This is a genomic window from Sphingopyxis terrae subsp. terrae NBRC 15098 (assembly GCF_001598815.1).
GTDB lineage: Bacteria > Pseudomonadota > Alphaproteobacteria > Sphingomonadales > Sphingomonadaceae > Sphingopyxis > Sphingopyxis terrae.
This window is the reverse complement of the sequence record NZ_BCZQ01000026.1, coordinates 56,992-78,866: the sequence shown is the minus strand read 5'-3', so window position 1 is coordinate 78,866 and position 21,875 is coordinate 56,992. Positions and strand designations below refer to the sequence as shown.

At 61.0% G+C, this 21,875-nt stretch carries 19 protein-coding genes and 1 tRNA gene; all 20 read right to left on the bottom strand.

Going from position 1 to position 21,875, the window contains the following annotated elements; genetic code table 11:
- The coding region (locus STE01S_RS15195; protein WP_062769208.1) for an ArdC family protein at positions 1-612 on the bottom strand (612 nt) is incomplete at its 3' end.
- Positions 613-974: 362 nt separating this feature from the next.
- Positions 975-1,481: a hypothetical protein gene (locus STE01S_RS15190; protein WP_062769181.1), complete on the bottom strand. Its 507-nt coding sequence runs from the start codon at positions 1,479-1,481 to the stop codon at positions 975-977.
- Entirely contained in the window at positions 1,478-2,410 is a 933-nt protein-coding gene (locus STE01S_RS15185; RefSeq protein ID WP_062769178.1) for a nucleotidyl transferase AbiEii/AbiGii toxin family protein, read from the bottom strand. The genes STE01S_RS15190 and STE01S_RS15185 overlap by 4 nt, the downstream gene beginning before the upstream one ends.
- 3 nt (positions 2,411-2,413) lie before the next feature.
- The gene (locus STE01S_RS15180; RefSeq protein WP_082813360.1) at positions 2,414-3,202 is read right to left on the bottom strand and encodes a type IV toxin-antitoxin system AbiEi family antitoxin; all 789 of its coding nucleotides are present in this window, start codon (positions 3,200-3,202) and stop codon (positions 2,414-2,416) included.
- 172 nt (positions 3,203-3,374) lie between these two features.
- Positions 3,375-3,635, bottom strand: a complete 261-nt coding sequence (locus STE01S_RS15175; RefSeq protein ID WP_120694201.1) for a hypothetical protein — start codon at positions 3,633-3,635, stop codon at positions 3,375-3,377.
- 293 nt (positions 3,636-3,928) lie between these two features.
- Complete coding sequence (locus tag STE01S_RS15170) at positions 3,929-6,424, bottom strand: AAA family ATPase (protein WP_062769175.1); 2,496 nt, start codon at positions 6,422-6,424, stop codon at positions 3,929-3,931.
- Positions 6,421-6,633, bottom strand: a complete 213-nt coding sequence (locus STE01S_RS15165) for a hypothetical protein (protein ID WP_062769172.1) — start codon at positions 6,631-6,633, stop codon at positions 6,421-6,423. Before STE01S_RS15165 ends, STE01S_RS15170 begins: the two co-directional genes overlap by 4 nt.
- A gap of 12 nt (positions 6,634-6,645) precedes the next feature.
- Complete coding sequence (locus STE01S_RS15160) at positions 6,646-9,189, bottom strand: GIY-YIG nuclease family protein (protein WP_062769169.1); 2,544 nt, start codon at positions 9,187-9,189, stop codon at positions 6,646-6,648.
- The gene (locus tag STE01S_RS15155) at positions 9,182-10,774 is read right to left on the bottom strand and encodes an Eco57I restriction-modification methylase domain-containing protein (protein ID WP_062769166.1); all 1,593 of its coding nucleotides are present in this window, start codon (positions 10,772-10,774) and stop codon (positions 9,182-9,184) included. Before STE01S_RS15155 ends, STE01S_RS15160 begins: the two co-directional genes overlap by 8 nt.
- Positions 10,771-11,418: an N-6 DNA methylase gene (locus tag STE01S_RS15150; protein WP_062769163.1), complete on the bottom strand. Its 648-nt coding sequence runs from the start codon at positions 11,416-11,418 to the stop codon at positions 10,771-10,773. Before STE01S_RS15150 ends, STE01S_RS15155 begins: the two co-directional genes overlap by 4 nt.
- A gap of 54 nt (positions 11,419-11,472) precedes the next feature.
- Positions 11,473-12,375 (bottom strand): ComEC/Rec2 family competence protein, encoded by a 903-nt coding sequence (locus STE01S_RS15145; RefSeq protein ID WP_062769160.1) that lies wholly within the window; start codon positions 12,373-12,375, stop codon positions 11,473-11,475.
- Positions 12,375-12,863: a hypothetical protein gene (locus STE01S_RS15140; RefSeq protein WP_162928297.1), complete on the bottom strand. Its 489-nt coding sequence runs from the start codon at positions 12,861-12,863 to the stop codon at positions 12,375-12,377. Before STE01S_RS15140 ends, STE01S_RS15145 begins: the two co-directional genes overlap by 1 nt.
- A 121-nt stretch (positions 12,864-12,984) precedes the next feature.
- The gene (gene mobF / locus STE01S_RS15135; RefSeq protein WP_062769154.1) at positions 12,985-15,744 is read right to left on the bottom strand and encodes a MobF family relaxase; all 2,760 of its coding nucleotides are present in this window, start codon (positions 15,742-15,744) and stop codon (positions 12,985-12,987) included.
- Positions 15,744-17,591, bottom strand: a complete 1,848-nt coding sequence (locus STE01S_RS15130; protein WP_062769151.1) for a type IV secretion system DNA-binding domain-containing protein — start codon at positions 17,589-17,591, stop codon at positions 15,744-15,746. The genes mobF and STE01S_RS15130 overlap by 1 nt, the downstream gene beginning before the upstream one ends.
- Positions 17,588-17,959 carry a hypothetical protein gene (locus STE01S_RS15125; RefSeq protein ID WP_062769148.1) on the bottom strand — a complete coding sequence of 124 codons (372 nt, stop codon included), beginning with the start codon at positions 17,957-17,959 and terminating at the stop codon, positions 17,588-17,590. Before STE01S_RS15125 ends, STE01S_RS15130 begins: the two co-directional genes overlap by 4 nt.
- Positions 17,960-18,166: 207 nt before the next feature.
- Positions 18,167-18,694, bottom strand: coding sequence for a hypothetical protein (locus STE01S_RS15120; protein WP_218016992.1), 528 nt, complete (start codon positions 18,692-18,694; stop codon positions 18,167-18,169).
- 131 nt (positions 18,695-18,825) lie between these two features.
- Entirely contained in the window at positions 18,826-18,999 is a 174-nt protein-coding gene (locus STE01S_RS15115) for a helix-turn-helix domain-containing protein (RefSeq protein WP_062769202.1), read from the bottom strand.
- A 175-nt stretch (positions 19,000-19,174) separates the two neighbouring features.
- Positions 19,175-20,074: a hypothetical protein gene (locus STE01S_RS15110; RefSeq protein ID WP_062769142.1), complete on the bottom strand. Its 900-nt coding sequence runs from the start codon at positions 20,072-20,074 to the stop codon at positions 19,175-19,177.
- Positions 20,075-20,163: 89 nt separating this feature from the next.
- Complete coding sequence (locus STE01S_RS15105; RefSeq protein WP_082813359.1) at positions 20,164-21,480, bottom strand: tyrosine-type recombinase/integrase; 1,317 nt, start codon at positions 21,478-21,480, stop codon at positions 20,164-20,166.
- Positions 21,481-21,644: 164 nt separating this feature from the next.
- Positions 21,645-21,718 (bottom strand) — tRNA-Cys (locus STE01S_RS15100).
- Positions 21,719-21,875 lie beyond the last annotated feature (157 nt).

Below are 21,875 nucleotides of genomic sequence, written 5' to 3'. Positions count from 1 at the left end.
GACGGTTTCATGGCCCCTCGTGGTGTAATATCCGTGGGCATCGTGGAATGCCGCGAAGGGCGGAAGCTGAATGCGGTCGGCTGACGGTATATAATATGCCTTGTCGCCGCCGTGGTTCACGGTCGCGGGGATGCTGGCAAAGAACGCCTCGGCGGCCTCGATGCGCTCCACCTCCGGCGGGGGTGTCGGCACGATATGAAATCGCTCCGGCAACCCCTCGATCTGCGCCACGTTGAAAACGGTATAGGTTTTCAGAAATCGGAACGCCTGTTCCCGGTCCTCGCCGCTGCCCTCGTCCCGCACGGTCTTGCTGCCGTCGCCGTAGTAGACCACGGTTGCGCCATGCTCGCCCTTGCGGACCTGCGCGCCCAAGGCTTGCGCCTGCTTGTAGGTCATCCATGACGGGCTGATAAAACCGGACGCCTGCGCCTCGATCCACAATAGCAGCACATTGATCCCGCGATACGGCTGGCCGGTGGCGCGCAAGGGGCGGGTCTGGCCTGATACGGCCATGTCGCCGCCACTCCACGGTTTGAGCCACGGGCGAGTGCCCTGCTCAAGCTCGGCCAAGATGCGGTCGGTGATGCGGCTGTGAGGGTCTTGCTTGGTCATGATGTTCACTCCCTTCCAATCCGCGCAGCGGGTCGTGCCGCGCATGACCCCTGCCGACCCGGCGAGGGGCGGAGAGAGTGGGGGCAAGGTCCGGCGCCGGGGATGGTGCGGGCGCAGCGCAGCGAGCCACGGCCCCAAGGCGGCACCTTGCAGGGAGAGAGAGGCAGAGCCTCTTTCTTCCTCGATCAAATGTTGAAGATGCGCCGCCAGCGGCGCTCAATTCGGGGCGGGCTTGCCCGCCCTATTCCGCGTCAGGGATTGTCACCCATTGGGCGGAAACCGCGAGGCGGGTTTCGTGGCGAAGCCATAAAGCCCCGCCCGAAGGGGACGCCCGCAATCTGTCGCTATTGGAATCGTGCCGGCTATTTCGCTTCGACAAGCGACCAGTCGATACACAGGCGATTGCCCCGCATCTTGCCTTGGGGAAGGGCTTTGCGGTCAAGCAGCTTGCCCCGCACCTCAAAATCGGCGTTGATCTTCACGATCAGGACTTTGCTGAAATGACGGTCGAGGTTGATCTCGACCGTATCGCAGTTCTTGAACGGCGTGATGGTTTTGATCTCGACGAAATCGTTGCCAAGGCGACCGTCGGACCCCTTGGCGTAATTGCGATGCAGCTTGATACCGTGCGTGATCGCACCATACAGCTCGCCAATGTCGCCATAGACTTGCAGGTGCCTGCCGGTGAGATGGTAGTATTCCTCGGCGGTGCCGATCAGGGATTCAAACACCGACACGAGCGACAGGTCTGCATTGGGATAGCGGGCGCGCCACTCCTTATATTGGATTTGCTGGTTGATTTCGTCCCAGCTCACCCATTCGCCGTCATCCCATATGGCGTTGTCTGGTCCCAAGCCACCGTTCGTCATTTGCCGTGTCCCGCAGGAAACAGCACTTTCTCAAGAGCGTCGGCCAGCTCGCGCCGCTTGTCGGCGGGCAGCCTGTCAAGATTGCGCTGTTTCCAGAGGACGGCGGGCAGGTTATGCGCATCGGCCAGCCCAAGTAGATTCCAGTCCGGCTCTCCGCGCTTGAAGCCGAGAAGAAAGCGCCGGTGATCGTCCGGCATGTCGGCGACCACCGCAGCGATGATCGCCTCGCGCGCGGCTTCAAGCTCTGAAAGCGCGACCGGCTCCTGCGTCATTCCGGCAAAGCCGCGTTCGAACTCGTCGCCGAGCGGCTTGCGGGTCGGGGCCAGGACTTCGGCCATCGGGCGGTTATGACTGGCAAGATAGACGAGGAAGGCGCGGCGCAGTTCGTCCGTCACGCCCTCGTTCGCGAGCAGGTCGCGCACGTCAAAGAGGTCGCGAGGATGCTGGCGGTCGAGCGCCGCCACGATCTTGCCCGCGTAGAGGTCGGCGAAGGACACGACCTGAATCTCGGCAAAGCCGAACGCATCTTCGACGGCGGGCGTTACGCCGGTGACGACGGGATCGTAAACGGTCCCGCGCAGCACCGGCGTCACCTCGATCTTGATTTGCGCGTCGTCCATGCGGACGATCAGCTTGGTAACGATCTTCTCGTCGGCCGAGCGCGAGGGTGCGACCTTTGCGCCGGGAAGGCCCTTCTCGATCCGCTCCTTGATCCGCAGCATGGCGGCGTCGATCTTGGCGAGCGAGGCAGCGCGATCCTCGACCGGCAGATAGGTCAGGTCAATGTCGACCGAGAGGCGCGGCATATCGCGGACGAACAGGTTGATGGCGGTACCGCCCTTGAGGGCGAAGGCATCTTCCTTCGCCACGAAGGGCAGAACGCGGACAAGAAGGGCAACCTGCTGGCTATAGGAATCGAGGAAGGCCATGCGTCATTGCCCTCCAAGATCGGCAGGCACGGTGATGTTGTAGCGCGTATCGAGCTTGCCGCCCTTGACCAGAACGCGCTTTCCTGACCCGAGATCGACGCGGGACACGTCAAGCCGCGACCGCCACGCATGATCGTGGCGGTCGGCGAAGAACAGGAACAGCCGTTTGACCTTCACGCTGGCGCAAGTCTCAAGGAGCGTTTGCAGGCGGCGCGGGCTAAGGTCGCTCATTCCTTCCATCAAGGCATCGGCTTGGTGGAAGCTCTCGTGATCGGGTAGCTCGTCGAGCAATTCGAGAACGGCGCGCTCCTTACTGGAATAGCGGACGGGCAAGGTCAGGCCAGCGGCGCTGACCATGACGGGGCTAGGTTCGGGCAGCGCGTCGGCATCGCCGGGAAACAGCCGCAGGCTGTTATGCCAGCGAAAGTCCACGTCGAGCGGCAGACTGGCCAGCCAGGTCGGCGGCTTTATCGGCCCATAAAGATCAACCTCGCGCACCGTCGCCGACAGATAATGGGCATAGCCCTGTTGTTCGAGCGCGGTGCGCCCACCGACGGTCAACGGCAGGTCCAGCACGGTCTGAAGCGAGATGACGACCTGCTGCCATGTCAGCGGTGCACGGGATCGGCGATAAACGCGCCGCGCTGGGTTTTCGAGCCAGCCCGCGCGAACATACTGGCTGCGCAGCGCCGATGAATAGCCATGAGCTTCGAGCCACGCAGCATCGGCAAGGAGTCCCTCGGGGAGTTCCTGCTGTAGCCGGTTTAACTTGCTGTCAAAACGCGTAGTCATGCTTAGGATTTTGCCAGATTCGTAAACCCCTGTCGAGTTCATAAGAGAGGCAAAAAGCTAAGCCAGACTTAGCATTTTTCCATATCCATAAACCGTCCGTCGCAATCGCCGCATATTCTGCGGTGAATATGGCCGATATTCACCGCAGGCGAGCGTAAGGCCGGGTGGCGCGTTAGCGCCCACCGGCCTTCTTGGCTGCCGCCTTGACGGCGAGTTCCGCGTCGTTCGCGGCATCCGCGTCAGCCTTCGGCTTGGGGGTGTAAGCCCGCATGACGATCCGGCCCTGAAGGGGAACGGCGTCACAGGCGATGTTGAAGCCTTTGCCGTCGCGGTTGGCCCAAGCTGCGCCGATCTTCGTCCAGCGGGCTTCGGGGCCGTTGCCCTCGACACGATAGAGGATGAAGGCGGGGCTGTTGGTGGTTTCGGTGGTCATGTCGGTTCTCCTAGTCAAAACGAGCCGCAACCGTTGCGGCCGATGTGGAGAACAAGGAGCGGCCAAGAGGTCGCGGGGTCATGTCAGCCGGAGGCTGCCCGACAGGGGAAGCTGCACAAGACGATAGTCGCGGAAGCGCACGCGATTGACGCCCGATCTGGCCAAGCCAGTGAATCCACGCATGAGGCCAGTGACGTTCGCGGCTGCCAACAAGGGGAACAATGTCCACCGTGCCAACAGCCCCGCCCCTCGCCAATCGCGACGATGGCAGGCCGACAGAGCTGGCAATCGGGTTAGCGTTGCCGGTCGAGCGCGCGGTAGTATTTCTTCTGATTATTCGCGGGGTCCGTCCATGTGAAGCAGTCGGCGAAGTCATCGACGCTCTGCAACACCCCCAACAAGGCATAGGCGTTGAACGGTGTGCCAGCACCTGATTCATAGTGGCTGACGTAGTTGGCGATGATCGACGGGGCGTGATGGGTGCTAAGGTCGGTAATCTGCTGTTGCGTCAGCACACAGCGGCCAGCCGCCTGATAGAGCGCCACCGCGTTGGTGATCGCCTCAAGGTAGGTGGACAGCGTGCGGCGGTCGCCCCGCGTGGCGTAGTCCGGGGGCACCGGCACGGCGAGGCGCGCGATAATCTGGCCAAGCTTGTATTCGAGATACTGACGCAGGAAGGGTTCGCCCTGGTCAATCTGTCCGGCGTTGAGATATTGCTGTGCCTGCGCTTTAAGGCGGTCGGCCTCCTGTGCCGACACCATCAAGCGGCCTCGCGGTGGCATCCCTTGCAGTTTCTGGTGGTGCCAGTCGGTCGTGTTGCCAAGCCGGTCGAAGTATTTTTCAAGGCTGGTGTCATGGCTCAGGATAATGAATTGCAGGCCATCGGGAACGCCGCCTGCTGCACCGTGGCGAAGCCGCGTGCGAATAGCCTCCATCAGACTGAACTGGTGGCCGGCGTCAAAGCTGGAAGTCACATCGTCCAGCACCATGAAGCGCGGCACGCCACTGTGGCGCGTGGCGGCGGCAAGGAAAATCGATGCGGCGACGGCATTGCGGTAGCTTTCGGACAGCAACGCCCGCGCGCTCTGGTCGCGCAGCCCAAAAAAATCCGCCAGTTTGAGATCAACCTTCTCGCTGTCCTGCGCCCGGCTCAAGGTGGGCTGCACGTCCGGCCCGCCACGCACAAGATGGCCGAACAAGTCCTGACAACTCGTTTGAATGTCGGTGATGCGGGCATTGGCGAGCGCAGCTTCCGCCGTGGCAAACGCCTGATAGGCGTTGCCGATAAAGGTTTTCCAGCGGTTGAGCTTGGCGAGCTTCGCGCGCTTGGTCGCCAGCACCGGCGCGTCGCGCTCGTATTCGCGCACGGCGTCACGGAACTGCTTTGCCTGCCCAAGCGAGCGTGTGACCTGCACCAGTGACGGCGGCAAGCTGGCTTGCAGCATAGCGATCTCGGCGTTGGTGGCCGTGATCGCATCGGCGCGACTGGTTTCGAGTGCGAGAAGCCTGTCTTTGCCGCGCTGCAAATCCGTTGTCGCAATCGAGGCTTGGCGCATCGCAAGGCTCGGCGTGACGCGATCCGCTACCACCACGTTCAAGGCGGCGCACTCCTCCAACTGGCGGAGTTTGGCGACGGCCGCCGATGCCGTCGCCCTGGCGCGCAAATCGGTGTCGAGCCGTTCGGCCTCATCATAGAGGACGATCTTGGCCTCAAGCTGATCCCTCAAAGGAGCGGGAGCGACGTTTTCGCAAACCGGACACTGGCGCGGGTCATGCCAGTCCGCGCCGGTGACAACAGAAAGCGCGTCCTTCAACAAGGCATGGATGGCGGCGGCACCCACCTTGTTGATCGCGTCGTCACGCGAGCGCGCCAAAGCCAGCAACGAGTCAATGTCGTCGATCTCGGCCTGCGGCACGGCAAGGGCGGTCAGAGTTGTGACGGTGGTATTGAGGGTGTCGAGCGCCTTGCGCGACGCGCCGCCTTCCTCGCGGTCAACGGCCTGTTCGGCGGCGTCGAAGTCCAACTCCATAACGGTCACGCCCGCAAGTAGCGGTGCGAACAACGCGATACCGGAAAGGGCCGTCGTCACATTGGTTTTGAGCGGGGCCAGGTCGTCCACGCTGGCCGGTACCGTGCCGGTCACTTCCTGATGGGACGCCGCAATGCGCGAAGCGATACCGGCAAGAGCACGCTGCCCTGTCGTCACCTCGGTTTCGAGAGCGGAGAGGCCAAGGTCGCTGTTGACGTTGCGCGTGTTGCGCGCGCCGTCCAGCGCCTGCCGCAAGCCGGAATAGCGGCTAAGGCCGACAAGGGATGCGAAAGACCGGCCCCGGTCCAAGGGAGTTGAATCCACGAAGGACGAAAAGCGCGGATAATCGACCAGAACAAAATCTTCCCGAAGGCTGGCAAGGAAGGCTTCGGGGTCGACATGGCCGGTCGGCGAGGTAACGGTGCGTCCGCCTGCGGCTGTGCGTGTCACTGAGATGGATATGTCCGGCGTGGCGCTGTCGCTTGCGAACACAAGGTCGATGGTCGCCTGTTGGCCAGGATGGAACTTGTTGACGATGTAGCTTGGCCCCTGCTCGGCATCCTGCAAGGATTCGAGCCGTGGGACGGTGCCGTGGATGGCGAAATACAAAGCCTCGAATATTGAGCTTTTGCCGACGCCATTGGGCGCGTGAACGGAATTGACGCAATCGGCGCGGAAACGAAGAACAAGGGGATCGCCGTCGTTGTTGATCCCGCGAAACCCCTCGATGGTGGCTTGTTTCAGGAAATACCGGCTCATGGCGCGGGGTCCGGCAGAGAGTTGAGCGCCGCAAGGACAGCGCGGTTGAACTCCTGAATCGCTTGCCGGTCGCGCGCGCCGTCCCCTTGGCGCGTCAGCGTAGCCAGATTGTCAAACAGGATGCGCGCGCACTCGGGATCAAGCCGTTCGGCCTCGGCCCTGAACCGCGCAAGGTTATCCTCAAACGAGGCTGCCGGATCGAAATTCAAGCGTCACTCCCCTCATTCCTTCGCAACTACGGTGTCGTAGAGGCCGTAGTGGGTCAGCCCCTCGTGGCTCTCGATGCCCGTGTATCGCAAGGATGCGTCCTCGTAGCGTCGGAAGGCAAAGACGGCCTCGTTCATCCGCTCGGTGTTGAACACCTTGAGCCGCACCAGAAGGTGGAAGTCGGCGACGGTCAGGCCGGTGACGGAATGGAACAGGTCCGGCTCCAGCTTGGTGATGACATCCTGTAGCGTGTTCTCGCGGAAATCCGTCAGATACATGAAGGCAGGAATGCGGGTGGCGAACTTTATCAGCTTTTCCTGCACCAGCTTGCGCTTGGACTTGTATTCCTTCTCCTCCTCCGTCAGCTCCTTCTTTTCCTTCGGCGACAACTCCCCGCCGCTGGCTTTGGCCTTGTCCTTCAAGTCCTTCACGACATCGGACTTGTTGATGATGGTCTCGATGATGTTGTCGCCAAGGGAGCGCCAGCCCTCGATGCGCTCCACCGCCGCCATCGCCTCGGCGTTGTCTAGCACCCGGCGCAACGTGTCGTTATCGACATTGACCAGCAACGCGGATTCCCACTTGCGCGCCAGCAACGTCGCTGACGTTCCGGCCATCGCAATGTCGAGGATACCGCCCGCGTCGATCTGCGTCATGTTCGCGCCGTCGTAGGCGAGGACGGGGAGGAAGCTGACAAGCTCGCGCACGGCGTTTTCTGGGTTCGCCTCGCCGGGCGACAGGCCGATGCCGTATTCGGACAACTGCCGCAAAGCCCGCGTCGGTGCGAAGTCGAACACGAAACAGACGGGCTTGAGGATTTCTTCCTCGTTGGGATTGTCGCCGTTGGGGTTCTTGATCGACCACGGCGATTGCACCCGGAATGCCGCCTGAAAGTAGGTCTCCGGGGATTTGAGATTGCGGAGCATGAGGATCGACGACCATTGCGCCACGGTGACGCCCGTGGTCAGCTTCCCGCATGACAGGGTGATGGTCTTGGTGTCGAAGCCGCTCCCCACGGCCCGGCGAACGGGCGGAAGCGCGTCCAGACCAATTCCGGCATTGGCCCCGGCTGACACGATGACGGTGTAATCGTGCCAATAGGTGTTGTGCTTCTCCGCCAGCAGGTTTGCCATCGCGTGGCAGGCGGCGACATTAGGCAGGAACCAGAACGAATGTTGCAGATACGGCAGGAGCCGCACGTCGGAATATGGGAACGGCGGACGGGTGCCGGTTTTCAGGCTCTCGACCGCCTGTGGGGCATACCCGCCCCGGATGATGTCGAGCCATTTTTGAACATCGGTCTTGTGCTTGAACGCCGCCGCATCGCCGGTGCCGGTGGCGGCAAAAAAGGCGTTTAAGTCGAACTCGTCAAACTCCCCGGCGCTGGCGATCACCAGCAATTCGTCGGGCATCTGGTAGGTGAGTAGCCGCATCTGCGGCAGGGCGCCGTAGGGATTGCGCTTGTCCGGGAACTTGGCGGCGAAGGCGGCCTTGGCGCGCTGTTCGTCGGTATAGGTCCAGTTGAATATCTGTTCCTCGATGAACTCGCCGGTGGCGAGCGCCTTGAACGGGGTGCCGGAGAGATAGAGATACGCCCGCGTGGTGATGGGCAGGAACTCGGCCTCACTTTCCGACAGAACGCCCAAATCCTCGTTCACGTCCTCAAGGTCGGCGGCGTATTCGAGGCTGGCTTCCTTCTTGGCGACGGCGGCTTCCTCGCCCTCGAACAATTCCTTGGCGGTCTCGCGCCACGCGCCGAAGTGGTATTCATCGAACACGACCAAATCCCAGTTGATCGTGTGAATCCACTCGTTGCGCGGCTTGATATTGCCCGCCGTGTCACGCCCCAATAGGTCCTGGAAGGAGCCAAAATAGACCAGCGGTGTATCAGCCGGGATTTCGCGCGGATCGCCATCGACATTCCGCGACTGGTATCGCCAGCCGTCGAAATCGACGTGGGTTTCAAGGTCGGTCTGCCATGCGTCCTCGACGGCGGGTTTGAAGGTCAGGACAAGGACGCGTTGCGCCGCCAACTTCTTCGCAAGCTGGTAGGTGGTGAAGGTCTTGCCGAAACGCATTTTCGCGTTCCACAGAAAGCGCGGCACGGCGGCGGCGTCCTCCTGCCAGCGCGATTGATAGTAGGCGTAGGTCTGCTCCACGGCCCGCGCCTGTTCCTCGCGGGGCGGGAAATCCTCGTGGTGGGTGCCGGTGAATATCTTGCCGGTGCGAAGCTCGGCCAGGACGGTTTTCACATCGGCAACGGTGCAGCGCATCCATTCGAGCTGCGGGTTATCGAAGCCCTTGCGCTTCAAGGCTTCGCGCACGGCGTGATCGGTGATGATCCCGCCGTCGTCCCGCTCGGCGCACTCGTCCAGCTCGACGGTGTAATTGATCGCGGCGGTTTTGAGCTGTTCGGCCACGCGCTGTTTCACGTCGCGGGTGGTCTGGCCGACCTTCAGCAGCCCCTCGTGCGTGTCGGCGGCGATAGAATATGCATAGATACGCGGGCGCGCCGCGGGCTTGGGCGTGAGGATTTCTTCGATGGTGGGCTTATTCATCGCCCGCCTCCATCGGGCGGATCATACGATCAATGAATGCCACCTCTTCCTCGGTGATCCCGTATTTCTCGTAAAGCAGCGCATCGGTCCAATCGCGGTCCATTGGCAAATCAGGAACGAACTGGAAGCGTTCATTGTAGAGGTGCTGCGTGTATTTTCGCAGGGATACGAGGAAGCGAACGAGGCGGGTGCGTAGGTAGCCCGCAAAGCGACGCGCCTCCTTCTCGGCCCCAAACTTATCAATGACTAAGTAGGTTTCTGAGCACGCTGTTCCGGGGCCGGCTATGATCGGGTAGTTGTATATCTGGTGCGGCAAGTTTTCACCGGCTCCGTATGCAGCGCCAAGTAGCACCTTCCATTTATCGACCCACGCATCGTTTCTTGGGACGGTATCCCGCTCGATGAACGTATCCCCTCCATTGCCAATCAAGCGGACAGGGTTTTTCAAGCCGGCGGCCTGCGCGGCCCCTCGGAAATTCGTGCGGATGCTAAAGGGCTGTATCGGGGAAACTTTGGAGGCGAGATTGCCAAATCCGTCCTTTGCGTTGCCGCTGAGCACTTTTTCGAGGATTGGCACCGCCTCATTGCGCCGGACAAGAACGTCGTATGCATCCAAATAGCGCGCGGACGGGACTGCGGTATCACCGCCATGCACTGTCGTGACCTCGCACGGGCCATTCCATGCGTTGTCCCAAAGGAAGTAGGATACGCCTCCTTTGATTTGAGTGCCGGGGAAGGCTTCCGAGGCGTCGGGAAAATCTACGAGTTTCCGCACGCGCTTGTCCGCGAGCATCTCAGCGCGATACTCGTCAAGCCCGCGCCCGCCAGCGAACCATCTCGATGGCGTGACCATGATGACGAAATGGGGATCAAGCCCTTTCGCGGCCTGAACGAATTTCTGGTATATGGGCATCGCAAACCCGCCGATGGCTTCGCCGCCGCTCTGGCCGAGCTGATACGGTGGATTGCCGATAATTACGTCGAACTGCATTGCGCCCCCAAACAACTCGGCCACGCGAGTCTTTACGTCGTCGGTATGTATTAGCGCGTAGGCGTGGGACTCTAAGCCCTCGCCACGATCATAGTCTCGTTGATTGGCACCACAGAATCTACATTTGCCGTCAGCCCAAGAATGCTCGGTGCGCTGAAACCAGATGTTCCCGTCGTCGTTGGCGAAGCTCTTGGCGACGGAATGCTCGCCCGTTGCGTGCTTCGAGCAATAAAGGCTGCGACGCGCAAGGAGGCTTGTCAGCGTCGTGATGCCAATGCCGAACACCTGATCGGTCAGGATATGGTCCACCCGCGCTTGCAGATCGGGGATTTCCCCGGCCAACCCGGCAATCAGCCGCTTAGTGATCTCGCGGAGGAAAACGCCGGACTTAACGCAAGGGTCAAGGAACTTGACCGAACTGTCGGCCCATATGTTCGCGCCACCGTTCCGCGCCGCCCATGCCTCCGCCAACGTATCGAGCATACGGTTGGCGAACTCTGGTGGCGTGAACACCTCGTCGTTTGAGAGGTTAGCGATACAAGTTAGAACGTCGGGATTGCGCCCCCGCAAAGTAAACCCCGCCTGTTCGTTCATACGGCTCCCCCTGAATTGCCGCTCACTGTCCCTGCCAAGTCGCGTAGCGACATCGGGGGATATGAAGAAGTCGGTGTAAAGATTTCGTGCTTGCCAAGACCCGCAAACAACGAACCCTCCGCGCTGAAACTGGCCATGCCGGTCAGCACGTCCAGGCGGAAATCGCGGCGCTGATATTTGCCTTTGCCGAGATAGCCCCATTCAACCACACTGATGGGCGCGCCGTTTGTGTCGCGCATGGTCATGGCATCGCCATGCACAAGGTTAAGCGACAGCACGAACATGGCGGCGCGAAATGCCTCCTCGTCGCCGGGGAGGAAGTCGGACAAGACTTCCAGCATGTTCGCGCGGCACTCTTCGATGTTGTCTGCCAACAGCTCGACGCCGTAACAGCACATAAGCCCCAACAGGGCGTGGTGCCGCCGCTCGAAATCGGACTTGCCGTATTTCAGTTCAACGGCGGCGAGCTTGCGTTGCAGGATCGGCACAAGGAAGTTGCCGCTCCCGCAGGCCGGTTCCAGAAACCGGGCGTCGATGCGCTCCGTCTCGCCCTTCACCAAGTCCAGCATGGCTTCGACAAGCCAAGGCGGGGTGAATACCTCCCCATGATCGGCAACGCGCTTCTTTGACTTAATCAGATTCACAAGTAGACCCTAAAATCGTCCGTTACGGAAATGATTTTACCAATACCTTTTAAATCACGCATCAAGAGTATATTCTGTTTCTACCGTAATGCTGCCAACATAGTTATCAAATCTGGTTTGAGCTTCGTTTGTAAGTCCATCATGGGAATAGTTTCCATTTGAAACGTAGAAATGCACCTTATCATCAGTGATATGCATCGTGATGTCACCCGCCATATTCTGAGTGATTGTCTTGTATCCCGTGTAATAGTGCAGGTGACGAGAGGGAGCCTCGCCGATCACAATGATCTGAGGATCAAGCTTTTCCAGCCACGAGTTAGGAATTTTTCCTGATTGCCTTCCATGGTGAGAAGCGAAAACCACAGTGGTCTTCGGGAGGTCGATGCTGTCCAGGACATTTTCCATAAACTCGGTTTCGAGGTCGCCAAGCCACATCACGGATGCGCCGTTTTGGACCGAATAGCGGATGACGGCCGATGTGTTATTGTAACTTTCCCCAGCATCGCACGATGCCAGCGCTTCTTTGAAATGCGCGTTAGACGTGTCGGGCCACAAGATGTTGACGCCAGCAGTTGAGCGGGTCTCGTCACCCGTGTTCATCCACTTCCGGGTGCAACCCTTGTAGATGTGGAACGCCCTTCCGCTATCTCTAAGCTGACAGTAATATTTGAACGACTCAGTTTCATCGTCCTTTGTGGCTTGGTTCTTTACCACGTAAAAATTCCAGATGGAAAATTCCGCGTCAAGCTTTTCAATGCCCCCGAAATGATCCTGATCGGGATGAGTTGATATGAAGCGACGCATCCTCGTCGCGCCAGCCTGGTCTTTTAATTCTTGGATTATCTCGTCGTCTCGATCGCCCGTAAGATTACAGTCGATGACGCTAAAATTGTCGCTGTTATGCTTGATATAGCACATATCGCCGTTGCCGACGGCAAAGCTCTTTACAATCGACACTACTCGCCCCCGTGATGATTCACCCGCCTCTGGATATAGCCCACCTGCTTCCTGAATGAGAACAAAAATAGCACAAGGAGCGGCAGCAGGATTAAGCGTTCCCTCCAAGGCGCGGGGAAGCCGATGCCTCCTGCGATCCAGCCGGCGAGCAGGCCCAAGGGCAAGAGTGCAAAAGCGGTCGCGAGTGTCCTGTAGGTGTTGGACACCTCGACCATCAGCTCCAATTTGGCATCGCTAGCACATGCGCGCAGGAAGCGAGGATAGTCGGAGTAGGTGACGAAGGACCAGCACCGCAGAAGCGGCTCGACCACCACCGAACCAATGCGGCTGATAGCCATACCAATGAAGTAGAACCACAGAAGTTTGTCTATAACATCGCTCGGATATGCCACAATGTTGAGATGATCGGCCACAATTGAGAATACTGCTCCGGGAAAGAGATAATTAAAGATGTTATATGATGATATCTTGCTGAGTAGTTCGTTCACGGCCCCGCCTCCCTTGCAAACCCTGTAGCATGACAGACAGAAAATGAGGCAAAAAATGGGCAGCCCACTCCAGGGATTGGGTGCTGTTATCGTAATCGATTTCCAAGTAACGCCCATCTGGCTACCCTATCCCGGCTCCCGCCGCTTTGTCGGCCACTGAGGTAGGCATTATGACGTGAGCGATGGCGGTTTGCATCTCTCCAGCGCGTTCGCTGATCGCGGAAACCAGCTTGCCGCGATCATTGGTGAAGACCGTCGCCGATTCCTTCGCTCGGGAAATCCCCACATAGAAGCTCTTCTGATCGACGAGGTTGGTCGCCTTGCTGTCGGCGTGGATCATCACATGATCGGCTGTCCGCCCTTGGGCGACAAAAGCGGTTTCGACATAGGCATGGGCGATATGCCGGTCGCGGGCGGAATCGAGATTCAATATTTCGGTCGTCCCTCGTGTGGTCTGGACGATGGCGGTGCGGGTTTGCGCGTCCACCGCGACCACCTCGCCGCGCCCGCCGTTGACCCGGCCCGCTTCGCGGTCGTTGCGGGTGAACCGGATGCTGTCGCCGGTTTTCAGGTCCAAGGTCTGTAGCGCGAACGCCTGAACCTTGCCCGCGCCCCATTGGCGCAATCGCCAACCCACCTCGCGCCCATCCTCCGATTTCAGGGTGATCGCCGCCTTGGCCGGGTCGATGCTCTCGACGCGATACGCTTCGCCGCGCTCCACACCCTTGTCGTCATAGTCGCGCGTGAACCGGACCACATCGCCTCTATCATAGCTCATCGGGTCGCGCGCTTCGGCGCGGGTCAGCCCCTTATTGACAAGACTCTCCACGGTGACGCCGGGGCCGGTGAGCGCCCCCGATCTGGTGAGGGCATCGCGAATATCAGCGGTCAACGCATCGCGTCCTTCGCGCGACGGCTCGATGACAAGGGTGCTGGCGCGACCAGCCTTATCCAGTCCGGCATATCGCTCGGCGATAGCGGCGAACCGTTCCGCGCGATCGGCACTCTCGATGATCTGGCCGCCACCGCGATCCAGCGCGGCGAACGCCTTCTTGGCATCGCCCTCGATCGACGCCAGCACCGCTTCCTTTGTCGCTGCGTTGGTCTGCCGAACAATCTCGCCGAGCTTCGCGGTTTCCATGCCCGCGCCCTGCAACTGCGCGAACGCCGCGCCTGCCTCTACCGATCCAAGCTGCTTCACGTCGCCGACGAGAATAATGCGCGCATCATGCTTGTCGGCCAGGTCGAACAGCCGCGCGGTGTCGCGGGCCGACAAAAGCGATGCTTCATCCACGATCCACGCGACAGACTGGCCCTGATGCGGGCGCTCGGGCGACAACAGATGGCGCGCTACCGTATCGCTACGCGCACCCAATGCCTCGCCCAGCACCATCGCCGCTGATGCGGTGGGAGCGAGCGCAACAACGGACACGCCCCGCGCCTCGGCCTCGCGCGCGAAGGTCGCGAGGACGGTCGAGGTCTTGGCGGTGCCCGCATAACCCTGAACGGCTGTGATGCGGTTGCGGCTGGTCAGCAGTTGCTCGGTCGCGGCGCGCTGATCGGCGTTCCAGCCAAAGCCCGCGCGCTCGGCCTGTGTCGCTGCGCTGGCAACGACCTTGGCGGCGGCGAGCGGCGATGCAATCGGAGACAGCGCACCGCGCCCCTCAGCCTCGATGCGTAGCATCTTGGCTTCGGTTTCGACATTCTGCCGGGTGGTGAACCCGGCGAACTCCGCGCCGCGCCGGTCGAGAAAGGTCCGGTCGATCAACTCCCCCTGTTTCGTGGCGACGTCGATTGCGGCCCCGATCTCGGCATAACTGACCTTGCCCAGCCCGATCCGTCCGGCTTCCTCCTGCAAGGCAGCAGCAGAGAAGACCGATTGCCGTTCGCCGAGCTTGTCGGCGGCATGGGCGACAGCGCGATCCGCCATTGTCGCCTGTTCGGCCATGTCGGCGCGGTGTGCGGGGCTGGCCGCATGGGCTTCGGCCTGCCTGACCATCGCCAGCCGCGCGTCCGGGCCGAACCCGGCTGCGCTCGCCGTCTCGCGCCAATCGGCAACAAGGGCGGCATGATCGGTCGCGACCTTCGCCTGCCGAGTATCGAGCGCGGCGATCTGCTTTTCGGCGGCGCTGGCGGCATCGCGTGATGTGCCGCGCTCGCCGAGCGCAGCCTCGATCTCGGCGCTGCGGGTGCTGAACGCGCCGATGACCTCGTTGGACACGCCCTTGATCTCGAATAGCGAGTCCTTGCCCGTCTCGATCTCATAGCCGAGTTCGCGAACCTTCAGCGCCAGCTCCTGCCGGTAGATCGCGCCGATCTGCTTTTGAAGCTGGTAGATGGCGCGCGGTTCGAGGCTGCGCCATGTGCCATCCTCGCCCCGCGTCGCATTCATAATGACATTATGGGTGTGAAGCTGCGGGTCTTGGGCGCGGCTGGTGCCATGCTGGAAACTGGCGACGACGAGATTGCCGGTCGCCTCGCGCGCGACGGTGCCGCCGTCGCGAATGCGGGTGGCCGCCATATGCTTTTCGACATGCGCCATCGCGGTTTTAACCGCTTGCCCATGCGCCGCGATCAAGCGCCGGTCGCCCGCAACCTCGGCCATGATCGACACCGACTTGGGCGCGCTCAAGGTCACGTCCCAGCCGGGGCGATGCTCCAACTGGCCGTTGCGAAACGTGCCAAGCTGCTGTTCGCCGATCCTGCCGTCGAGCAAATCGCGGAACTGGTCGCGATCGACCTCGCCGGAAAGGCCTAGCGCCTCCGCGCCTCCGCCCTGCCATTCGGATGGCGACAAGCCGCCTTCGGCATAATAGTCATCGGCCTCATAATAGCTGCTGGCCTGCGCCGAACTGGTCAGCGCCGATACCGACGCGACCATCAGACCGGCCCCCGCCTCTTGGATGGCGACGGCGATGGCCGCGCCGGTGGAGGCTGAGACGGAGATGACGGCGTGGTCTGCGCCGCCTGCTGCCAAAGCGTGGTTTTCGGATCGCCTGCGACGAACCCCTGCTGGCGGGGCTTACCGCGCCGTGTGATATGATCGGCGGTAAGCTTGATCCGCGCGACGGGCAAGCCGTCGGGGAACAGCAAATATCCCTCATATTGCGGCAGGCGGAGTTCGCCTTCGAGAATGGCGGGCCGCATCTTTCGCATCCGGCCCAAGGTCGTGCGCGGCGTATCGTCGCCCTCGGCGAGCGCATCGGTCATGGTCTGGATCTCGACTTCGCATTCGCCGATCGTCTGGCTGGCCCAAACGCGAGTTTCGCTGTCGATGGTCTGGAGGAACAGCTTGGTGTTGCAGCACCCCAGCATCGACTCCGCAATCTGCGGCCCATAGCGATACCGCATCTGGCCGAGCGCCTGAAAGGTCAGCACGACCGCAGCGCCAAACTTGCGGCCCTCGGGCAAGAGCCGCGCGAGGTTATCGACGCGTGGCAGGTCGGCCAGCTCGTCGAGCACGAACCAGATGCGCCGGTCGGGCGATGGGGGCAGGCCCAGCACGGCGCTCGCCGCGCATTCGAGCCAGCAGGCGAGCAGCGGTTTCGACGCTTCGAAATAATCCTCCTTGCGCGGCACGAATATCCACGGGCGCGCGCCCTTGCGCTGGTCGAGGCCCGCGATGAAGTCGCGGAAGGCGAAAGCTTTCTCACCGTCCTTCGGCATTCGCAGGAACTGAATGAGGTTGGCGGCCTTCGCGAGCATGAAAAGCACACTGCCGGTGGCGCGGTCGGCATCGTCGGAGAATGTCCGGGCCGAAGATGTGTCTTTCAGCCAGTTCTTAAGCTTATCCTTGTCCCACTTCTGAAGCGCTTCGAGCAGGTCCGGCAGCGTGCATTTCTTCTCCTTCCACAATTCCCGGATCATGTTGGCGACGAGGATGCGGCTGGTTTCCAGCCAGACATCGCGGTCGTGCTGGCCGGTCTCGGTGATAAGCTGCTGTGCGATGCGGTCGGCGTCAGCAGGGTGCGCGATCTCGGCGAAGGGCGTCCAGAAAGCGCAGCGGGCGTCGAACGGGTTCAGGATGATGTCGCCGCGCTCGGGGTCATAATAATGCGCGATGAACTCGCCGCTGGTGTCGTAAACCAATGCCGCTTCGCCCCGTGCCTCGATCCCATCGAGCATCTGACGCAGAGCGGTGGTCTTGCCGCTGCCGGTCGTGCCGATCATCGCCATGTGCCGCGTCTCGAGCCGTGACGGAATCGGCACCGAGCCGATGGCGAGCGCGTGGGACCCGGCTTCGGCGGCGGTCAGTGCCGCGAGCTGCTTCTCGGTGGTGACGAGGGTTCCGGCGATGACGCGATCGCGCAAGGCGCGCTCGCGACGGCGCGCCCTGACGCCACGCAAGAGAAGCAGGCCGGACAGCCAGCCCACGAAACCGAGCAGACCGCCTTTGACCGATAGCGACAAGAGGCGTGATACCGATCCGCGATAATAGCGATCAGCAACCACCGCGCGAGCCGGAACGCGATATTGCCTTCCCTCATATGTGACCGTGATTGCCGGATCGGAACTGAAGGCGATCCATACCGCTCCCCGCGCATGGGCATAGACGCCAATTGCCCATTGCTCGTCCTTGTCGAGCATCGCGTAGGGCGCGCCGATCGAACCCAGGGCGACCGATGCGAGCATAATGCCGACCTGTCGCTTGAACCGCTGCCACTGGCTCAGTCGATGATGCCGGCGCAAGGCGTCGGCATGGATGCGGCGATCGTTGGATACGGTCATGGCCGCTTCCCCTGCGAGAGGCGCCGCTGGCGATCGTAGGCCTCGTTGATCTCGGCGACGGCGATCTCATCGGTGGTGCGCTCGCCCAGCCCCGCGCTGCGGGCGTAGCAATAGGCGGCGCAGGCGGTGAACAGCGCCCGGTCCAGCATATGTTCGACATCGACAATGCGGTTGCTGATCGACGCCAGTTCGGAAACCAGTTCACTCGATATGGCATCGCGCGCGGCGGGGTCGGCGAGCGTCGCGACGCCCGTCTTCACGCTGCGCTGGAGCATCGCATAGACGCTGATGCCTCGGCGCTCGGCGAGCGCGTGAAGCGCTTTGTCGAGCGATACGGGCACGCGGACGGTGTGGCGGACGAGTTTCATCGGCCGCCTCCCATGCGACAGCGATCCGCTGTCTCATCCAAAGGCAGAAATTCGCGCTTTCCAAAAGAGCCGAAATAGGCGCCGTCGGATCGCCGCCTCAAAAAGTGGCGGAAAAGCTGGATGCACCCGTGCGTGAGGTGTGTATCCAAATTACTGGCTCGATGCGTAGCATCGCAGCCCTGCGACCTTGCCATAAGGGCGACCGGATCAGGCATGGTCCGAGCCCTCCGTATCGGTCGCGACGTTCGGCCGCGACCGGCCTCGTCGCGCCGCCCAATCCGCGATCATTACCTTTGCTTTACGGTCGGCATATTGGCGATCGAACTCGATCGGGACGCGCCGCCAATCCCGAAGTCCATAATCTGTAATCCATGACCGGATGGCTCGTTCGATTGCCGCTTTCATGTGGTCGTGAAGCGCGTTCGCCTCGAACGGGTCGAGGTGCGCGGTCACGCCGGAACTGAGGATCAGACCGCCGAGCGGGAAGCGGCGATCACCAGCCCATTGAAGAGGACCGTCGATCCGACAGAAGCTCGCTTCGCCATCATAGAGTGCGAGTGGCGGACGCTCGGCCCGGTGCCAGTCGATCAGTGCGGTGCGATAGGTCTCGCCGTCCTCATCATCGGCGATCAGCTTTTCAATGAGCGGAAGCACGTAACACGCCCGGTCAAAGTCGGCGGTGACGTGCAGTGTGACCTTCCGGCCGGCCCAGAGGGTATCGGCAAGCCAGTCCAAGGCGCGGTGAAAAATAGACATGGGACATCCTTTCGTGAATCTCACGGTCGCAAGGGTGCGATGCGGGGTGGAGCAGGCGGCGCAGAGCGGCCCGCCAATTCAAGAGGCTGGGGCCGTGGAGCGCCTGCGGGTCAGATAGCGGTGCGGGATTGGGCCAAGCGCCGGATGGATTCGGTGGTCAGCAAGGTTCGCCTGCCGATCTTGATGGCGTCAAGGCCGCCGGATTTTATCAGCGCGTAAACCGACGACCGCCCGATGCCGAGCGCCTTGGCCGTGTCATTAATCGAAATGGCAATGGGTTCCATGTGCTTGTCTCCTTGCTGCCGATTCGCGGCGAGAGACATGCCAAGTTGCACATGGTTGCCGGTGTGTCGTCCAGCAATGGAAAAGCCCCAGAAGTCTGCCGATGACGTGAGTTACAAAAATGCAGGGATGGGGTCCGAAAATTCTTTCGCAGCGATCGAAAAACGATAGCGCTGGTCAGCGGCCTTTGGCGGACGCGATCATTTCTAAATGCGTACAGATTTTTTCCGCGTAACGCGTCAATTGGTCGCGGCGCGGCACGTCACCGGACTCATCGGCGTTGACTTCGAACCATTCGGATAGCCAATTCTTGACGGTGCTGATCGCCGCCGCCCGATCCTTCACATCCAATGCGGCCAACCGTGGATCGCCGATCAGCGCGATAATCGCATCGTCATAACGGTATTTGGTGTTCCGGCCGGGTCCGCCCCTGCGCTTCGGCCTGTTCATTGCGAGCATCGTCTCGACATCATCGCGATGAAGATAAAGGTCAGCGGGCAGCGACATCGCCGTCGGGTAACGCATGACCATCCCCCGATCCTTGCTATGTTCGGAGAACAGAAAATAGCGCAGCCTGCCGAAAAACTGCCTGCGTTTGAGAGGAACCCGCTGCTTGCGGAAGCGAGAAAGATAATAGGCTTTCGGGCCGTCCACCTTCTGCAAATAGCCCAGCACCTCGTCAAAGAGCCTGTCCGGCGCGTGGGGCAGTTTCAACGGCGCGTCGGGGATTTTCAGGCCATATTGATAAGCCTGCCGCCAAAGGTGCGGCGCAATCGTGGCCGCCAGCGTGCCCAATGTGAGATAAAAGAAGAAGTCCGTCGCTGTCGAATGGCCTGAGACAAGGATGCCGATCAGGAAGATTATGGACAGGAACCCGAAACCAAAGCTGATGAGAAAGGCGAGATTATAAAATCGAACCGGCGACGGCTTGGCCTGATTGATAATTGCTGCGTTCAGGCTCAAGCCTTCGTCCAGATCGTCCGACCTGAATTGAGCCAACACCTTCCAGAGCGGCACGTTGTCGGCTTCGTCCCCGTCTGCGAAGATTTTCCAACCTTCTCCGGGGCGACCTGTCATCTGTTCCCTCCTTCGCGCAATTCATCCAGATAGTCGCTCCACCACCGCGCCATTTCAACACGTTCAATCGACTACGCGGTCGACCTCATCTAACCCCATCCCCTCCTTGTCCTTGGCATATAAGAGGCGGGCGGCAATCCGCGCGAAGCTCCGATGTGCATCGGCCGACCGATGCCATATCCCGGTCGAGGCTGAGGTCTCGGCGACGGGCATCGGTTTCCTCCTTCACGCAAGTCGTCGAGATAATCGCTCCACCATTGAGCCATCTCGACCCGTTCGGCCCAATAGGCAGACTGATTGTAAATGCGGCGGACGGTGCCGCCGACCGCGTGCGCCAGCGCACGTTCGATCGCGTCGGGATTCCAGTAACCCGATTCATTGAGGAGCGATGATGCCGACGTGCGAAAACCATGCGCCGTCATCTGGTCCTTGGGAATCCCCATTCGCCGTAGCGAGGCGTTCAGCGTATTGTCGCTGATAGGCCGAGACCGCGTGCGAACCGACGGGAAAACAAATTGGCCCGATCCCGACAGGGTCCGCATGTCGGCAAGGATCGCCAAGGCCTGCCGCGAAAGGGGTACGGCATGAGGCTGGCGCATCTTCATCTTGGCTTCCGGGATCGTCCAGACCGCCGTGTCAAAATCGATCTCCCTCCATTCCATCTGGCGCATTTCGCCGGGACGCTGGAAGAGGTGGGGGATGAGCCTCAACGCCGCCATAACGGCCGGGTCACCCTGATAATCGTCGATTGCGCGCAGTAACCCGCCAAATGCCACCGGGTCGGTAATGGCCGCAAAATGCTTTACCTTTGGAATAGTCAGCGCGCCGATCAACAAGTGGGCAGGATCGCGGTCAGCGCGCGCGGTCGCGACGCCGTAGCGGAACACACGGCTAACGAAAGACCGCAGGAGATTAGCGGTTTCGAGCCTACCCCGACGCTCATGCTTGCGCAGCTCATGCAAAATCTCGTGAGGCGTAATTTCCGCGATCGGGCGCCTGCCGAATTCAGGGCCGAGCAGCTTCACGAACCAGTGCATCTTTTTCAGCGTCGACGCGGCCAATCCTTCACGAGTTTTCTTCTGGATAAGGTCGTCAGCGACGTGCGCGAAGCTATTGCGAGCGCGCACGCTCGCTTCAATTCGCGCCTCGCGCTTGGCAAAGCTCGGATCGATCGACTTTGATAACTGCTTGCGGGCGGCATCGCGCGCCTCGCGAGCCTCTGCTAGACTAACCTCCGGATACGCGCCCAACGCCAGCTTACGTTCTGCACCATGTATCCGATATTTTAATCGCCAAAGCTTGCTGCCGTGCGGGTTGATCTGAAGATACAGACCCTTCGCGTCTGAAATCTTGTAAGGCTTCTCTCGGGGCTTTGCATTCCGGATCGCGGCATCGGTCAGCGCCATTTGGGGGCCTCGTGCATTCTGAGGCAGCTTCTGCCCCGTAAAAGGCCCCCAACGGCCGCAATTACGGACAATCAGAGACCATCACCGGCAATCAGTGAATGCTCCATAACTAGCAGAAAACCGGGAGTTTTTCAACCATCAGCAACCGTCCGCTGACAGGGTTCTGGAGGCCCGAGCCGGAATCGAACCGGCGTATACGGATTTGCAGTCCGCTGCGTCACCACTCCGCCATCGGGCCTCGCGCCGAACGCCGCGGCCGCTATGTCGCGGGCCGGGCCGGGTGTTGGACGGCGCCGCTAGTGCGGGGCTTTGGCGGGCTTGTCAAGGTTTCGCCAAGGCCCACTCCATTTCGCGCGCATTTTCGCGCAATGCGGGGTTGGCGCCACTCCCGCGGC

What these genes read in the sequence shown, in the direction of transcription:
- STE01S_RS15105 (WP_082813359.1), bottom strand. Translation starts at nt 21,480, where the DNA reads ATGGCGCTGACCGATGCCGCGATCCGGAATGCAAAGCCCCGAGAGAAG.
- STE01S_RS15180 (WP_082813360.1), bottom strand. Translation starts at nt 3,202, where the DNA reads ATGACTACGCGTTTTGACAGCAAGTTAAACCGGCTACAGCAGGAACTC.
- STE01S_RS15130 (WP_062769151.1), bottom strand. Translation starts at nt 17,591, where the DNA reads ATGACCGTATCCAACGATCGCCGCATCCATGCCGACGCCTTGCGCCGG.
- STE01S_RS15175 (WP_120694201.1), bottom strand. Translation starts at nt 3,635, where the DNA reads ATGACCACCGAAACCACCAACAGCCCCGCCTTCATCCTCTATCGTGTC.
- STE01S_RS15115 (WP_062769202.1), bottom strand. Translation starts at nt 18,999, where the DNA reads ATGGAACCCATTGCCATTTCGATTAATGACACGGCCAAGGCGCTCGGC.
- STE01S_RS15170 (WP_062769175.1), bottom strand. Translation starts at nt 6,424, where the DNA reads ATGAGCCGGTATTTCCTGAAACAAGCCACCATCGAGGGGTTTCGCGGG.
- STE01S_RS15125 (WP_062769148.1), bottom strand. Translation starts at nt 17,959, where the DNA reads ATGAAACTCGTCCGCCACACCGTCCGCGTGCCCGTATCGCTCGACAAA.
- STE01S_RS15185 (WP_062769178.1), bottom strand. Translation starts at nt 2,410, where the DNA reads ATGGCCTTCCTCGATTCCTATAGCCAGCAGGTTGCCCTTCTTGTCCGC.
- STE01S_RS15160 (WP_062769169.1), bottom strand. Translation starts at nt 9,189, where the DNA reads ATGAATAAGCCCACCATCGAAGAAATCCTCACGCCCAAGCCCGCGGCG.
- STE01S_RS15110 (WP_062769142.1), bottom strand. Translation starts at nt 20,074, where the DNA reads ATGACAGGTCGCCCCGGAGAAGGTTGGAAAATCTTCGCAGACGGGGAC.
- STE01S_RS15155 (WP_062769166.1), bottom strand. Translation starts at nt 10,774, where the DNA reads ATGAACGAACAGGCGGGGTTTACTTTGCGGGGGCGCAATCCCGACGTT.
- mobF (WP_062769154.1), bottom strand. Translation starts at nt 15,744, where the DNA reads ATGGTCGCGTCGGTATCGGCGCTGACCAGTTCGGCGCAGGCCAGCAGC.
- STE01S_RS15190 (WP_062769181.1), bottom strand. Translation starts at nt 1,481, where the DNA reads ATGACGAACGGTGGCTTGGGACCAGACAACGCCATATGGGATGACGGC.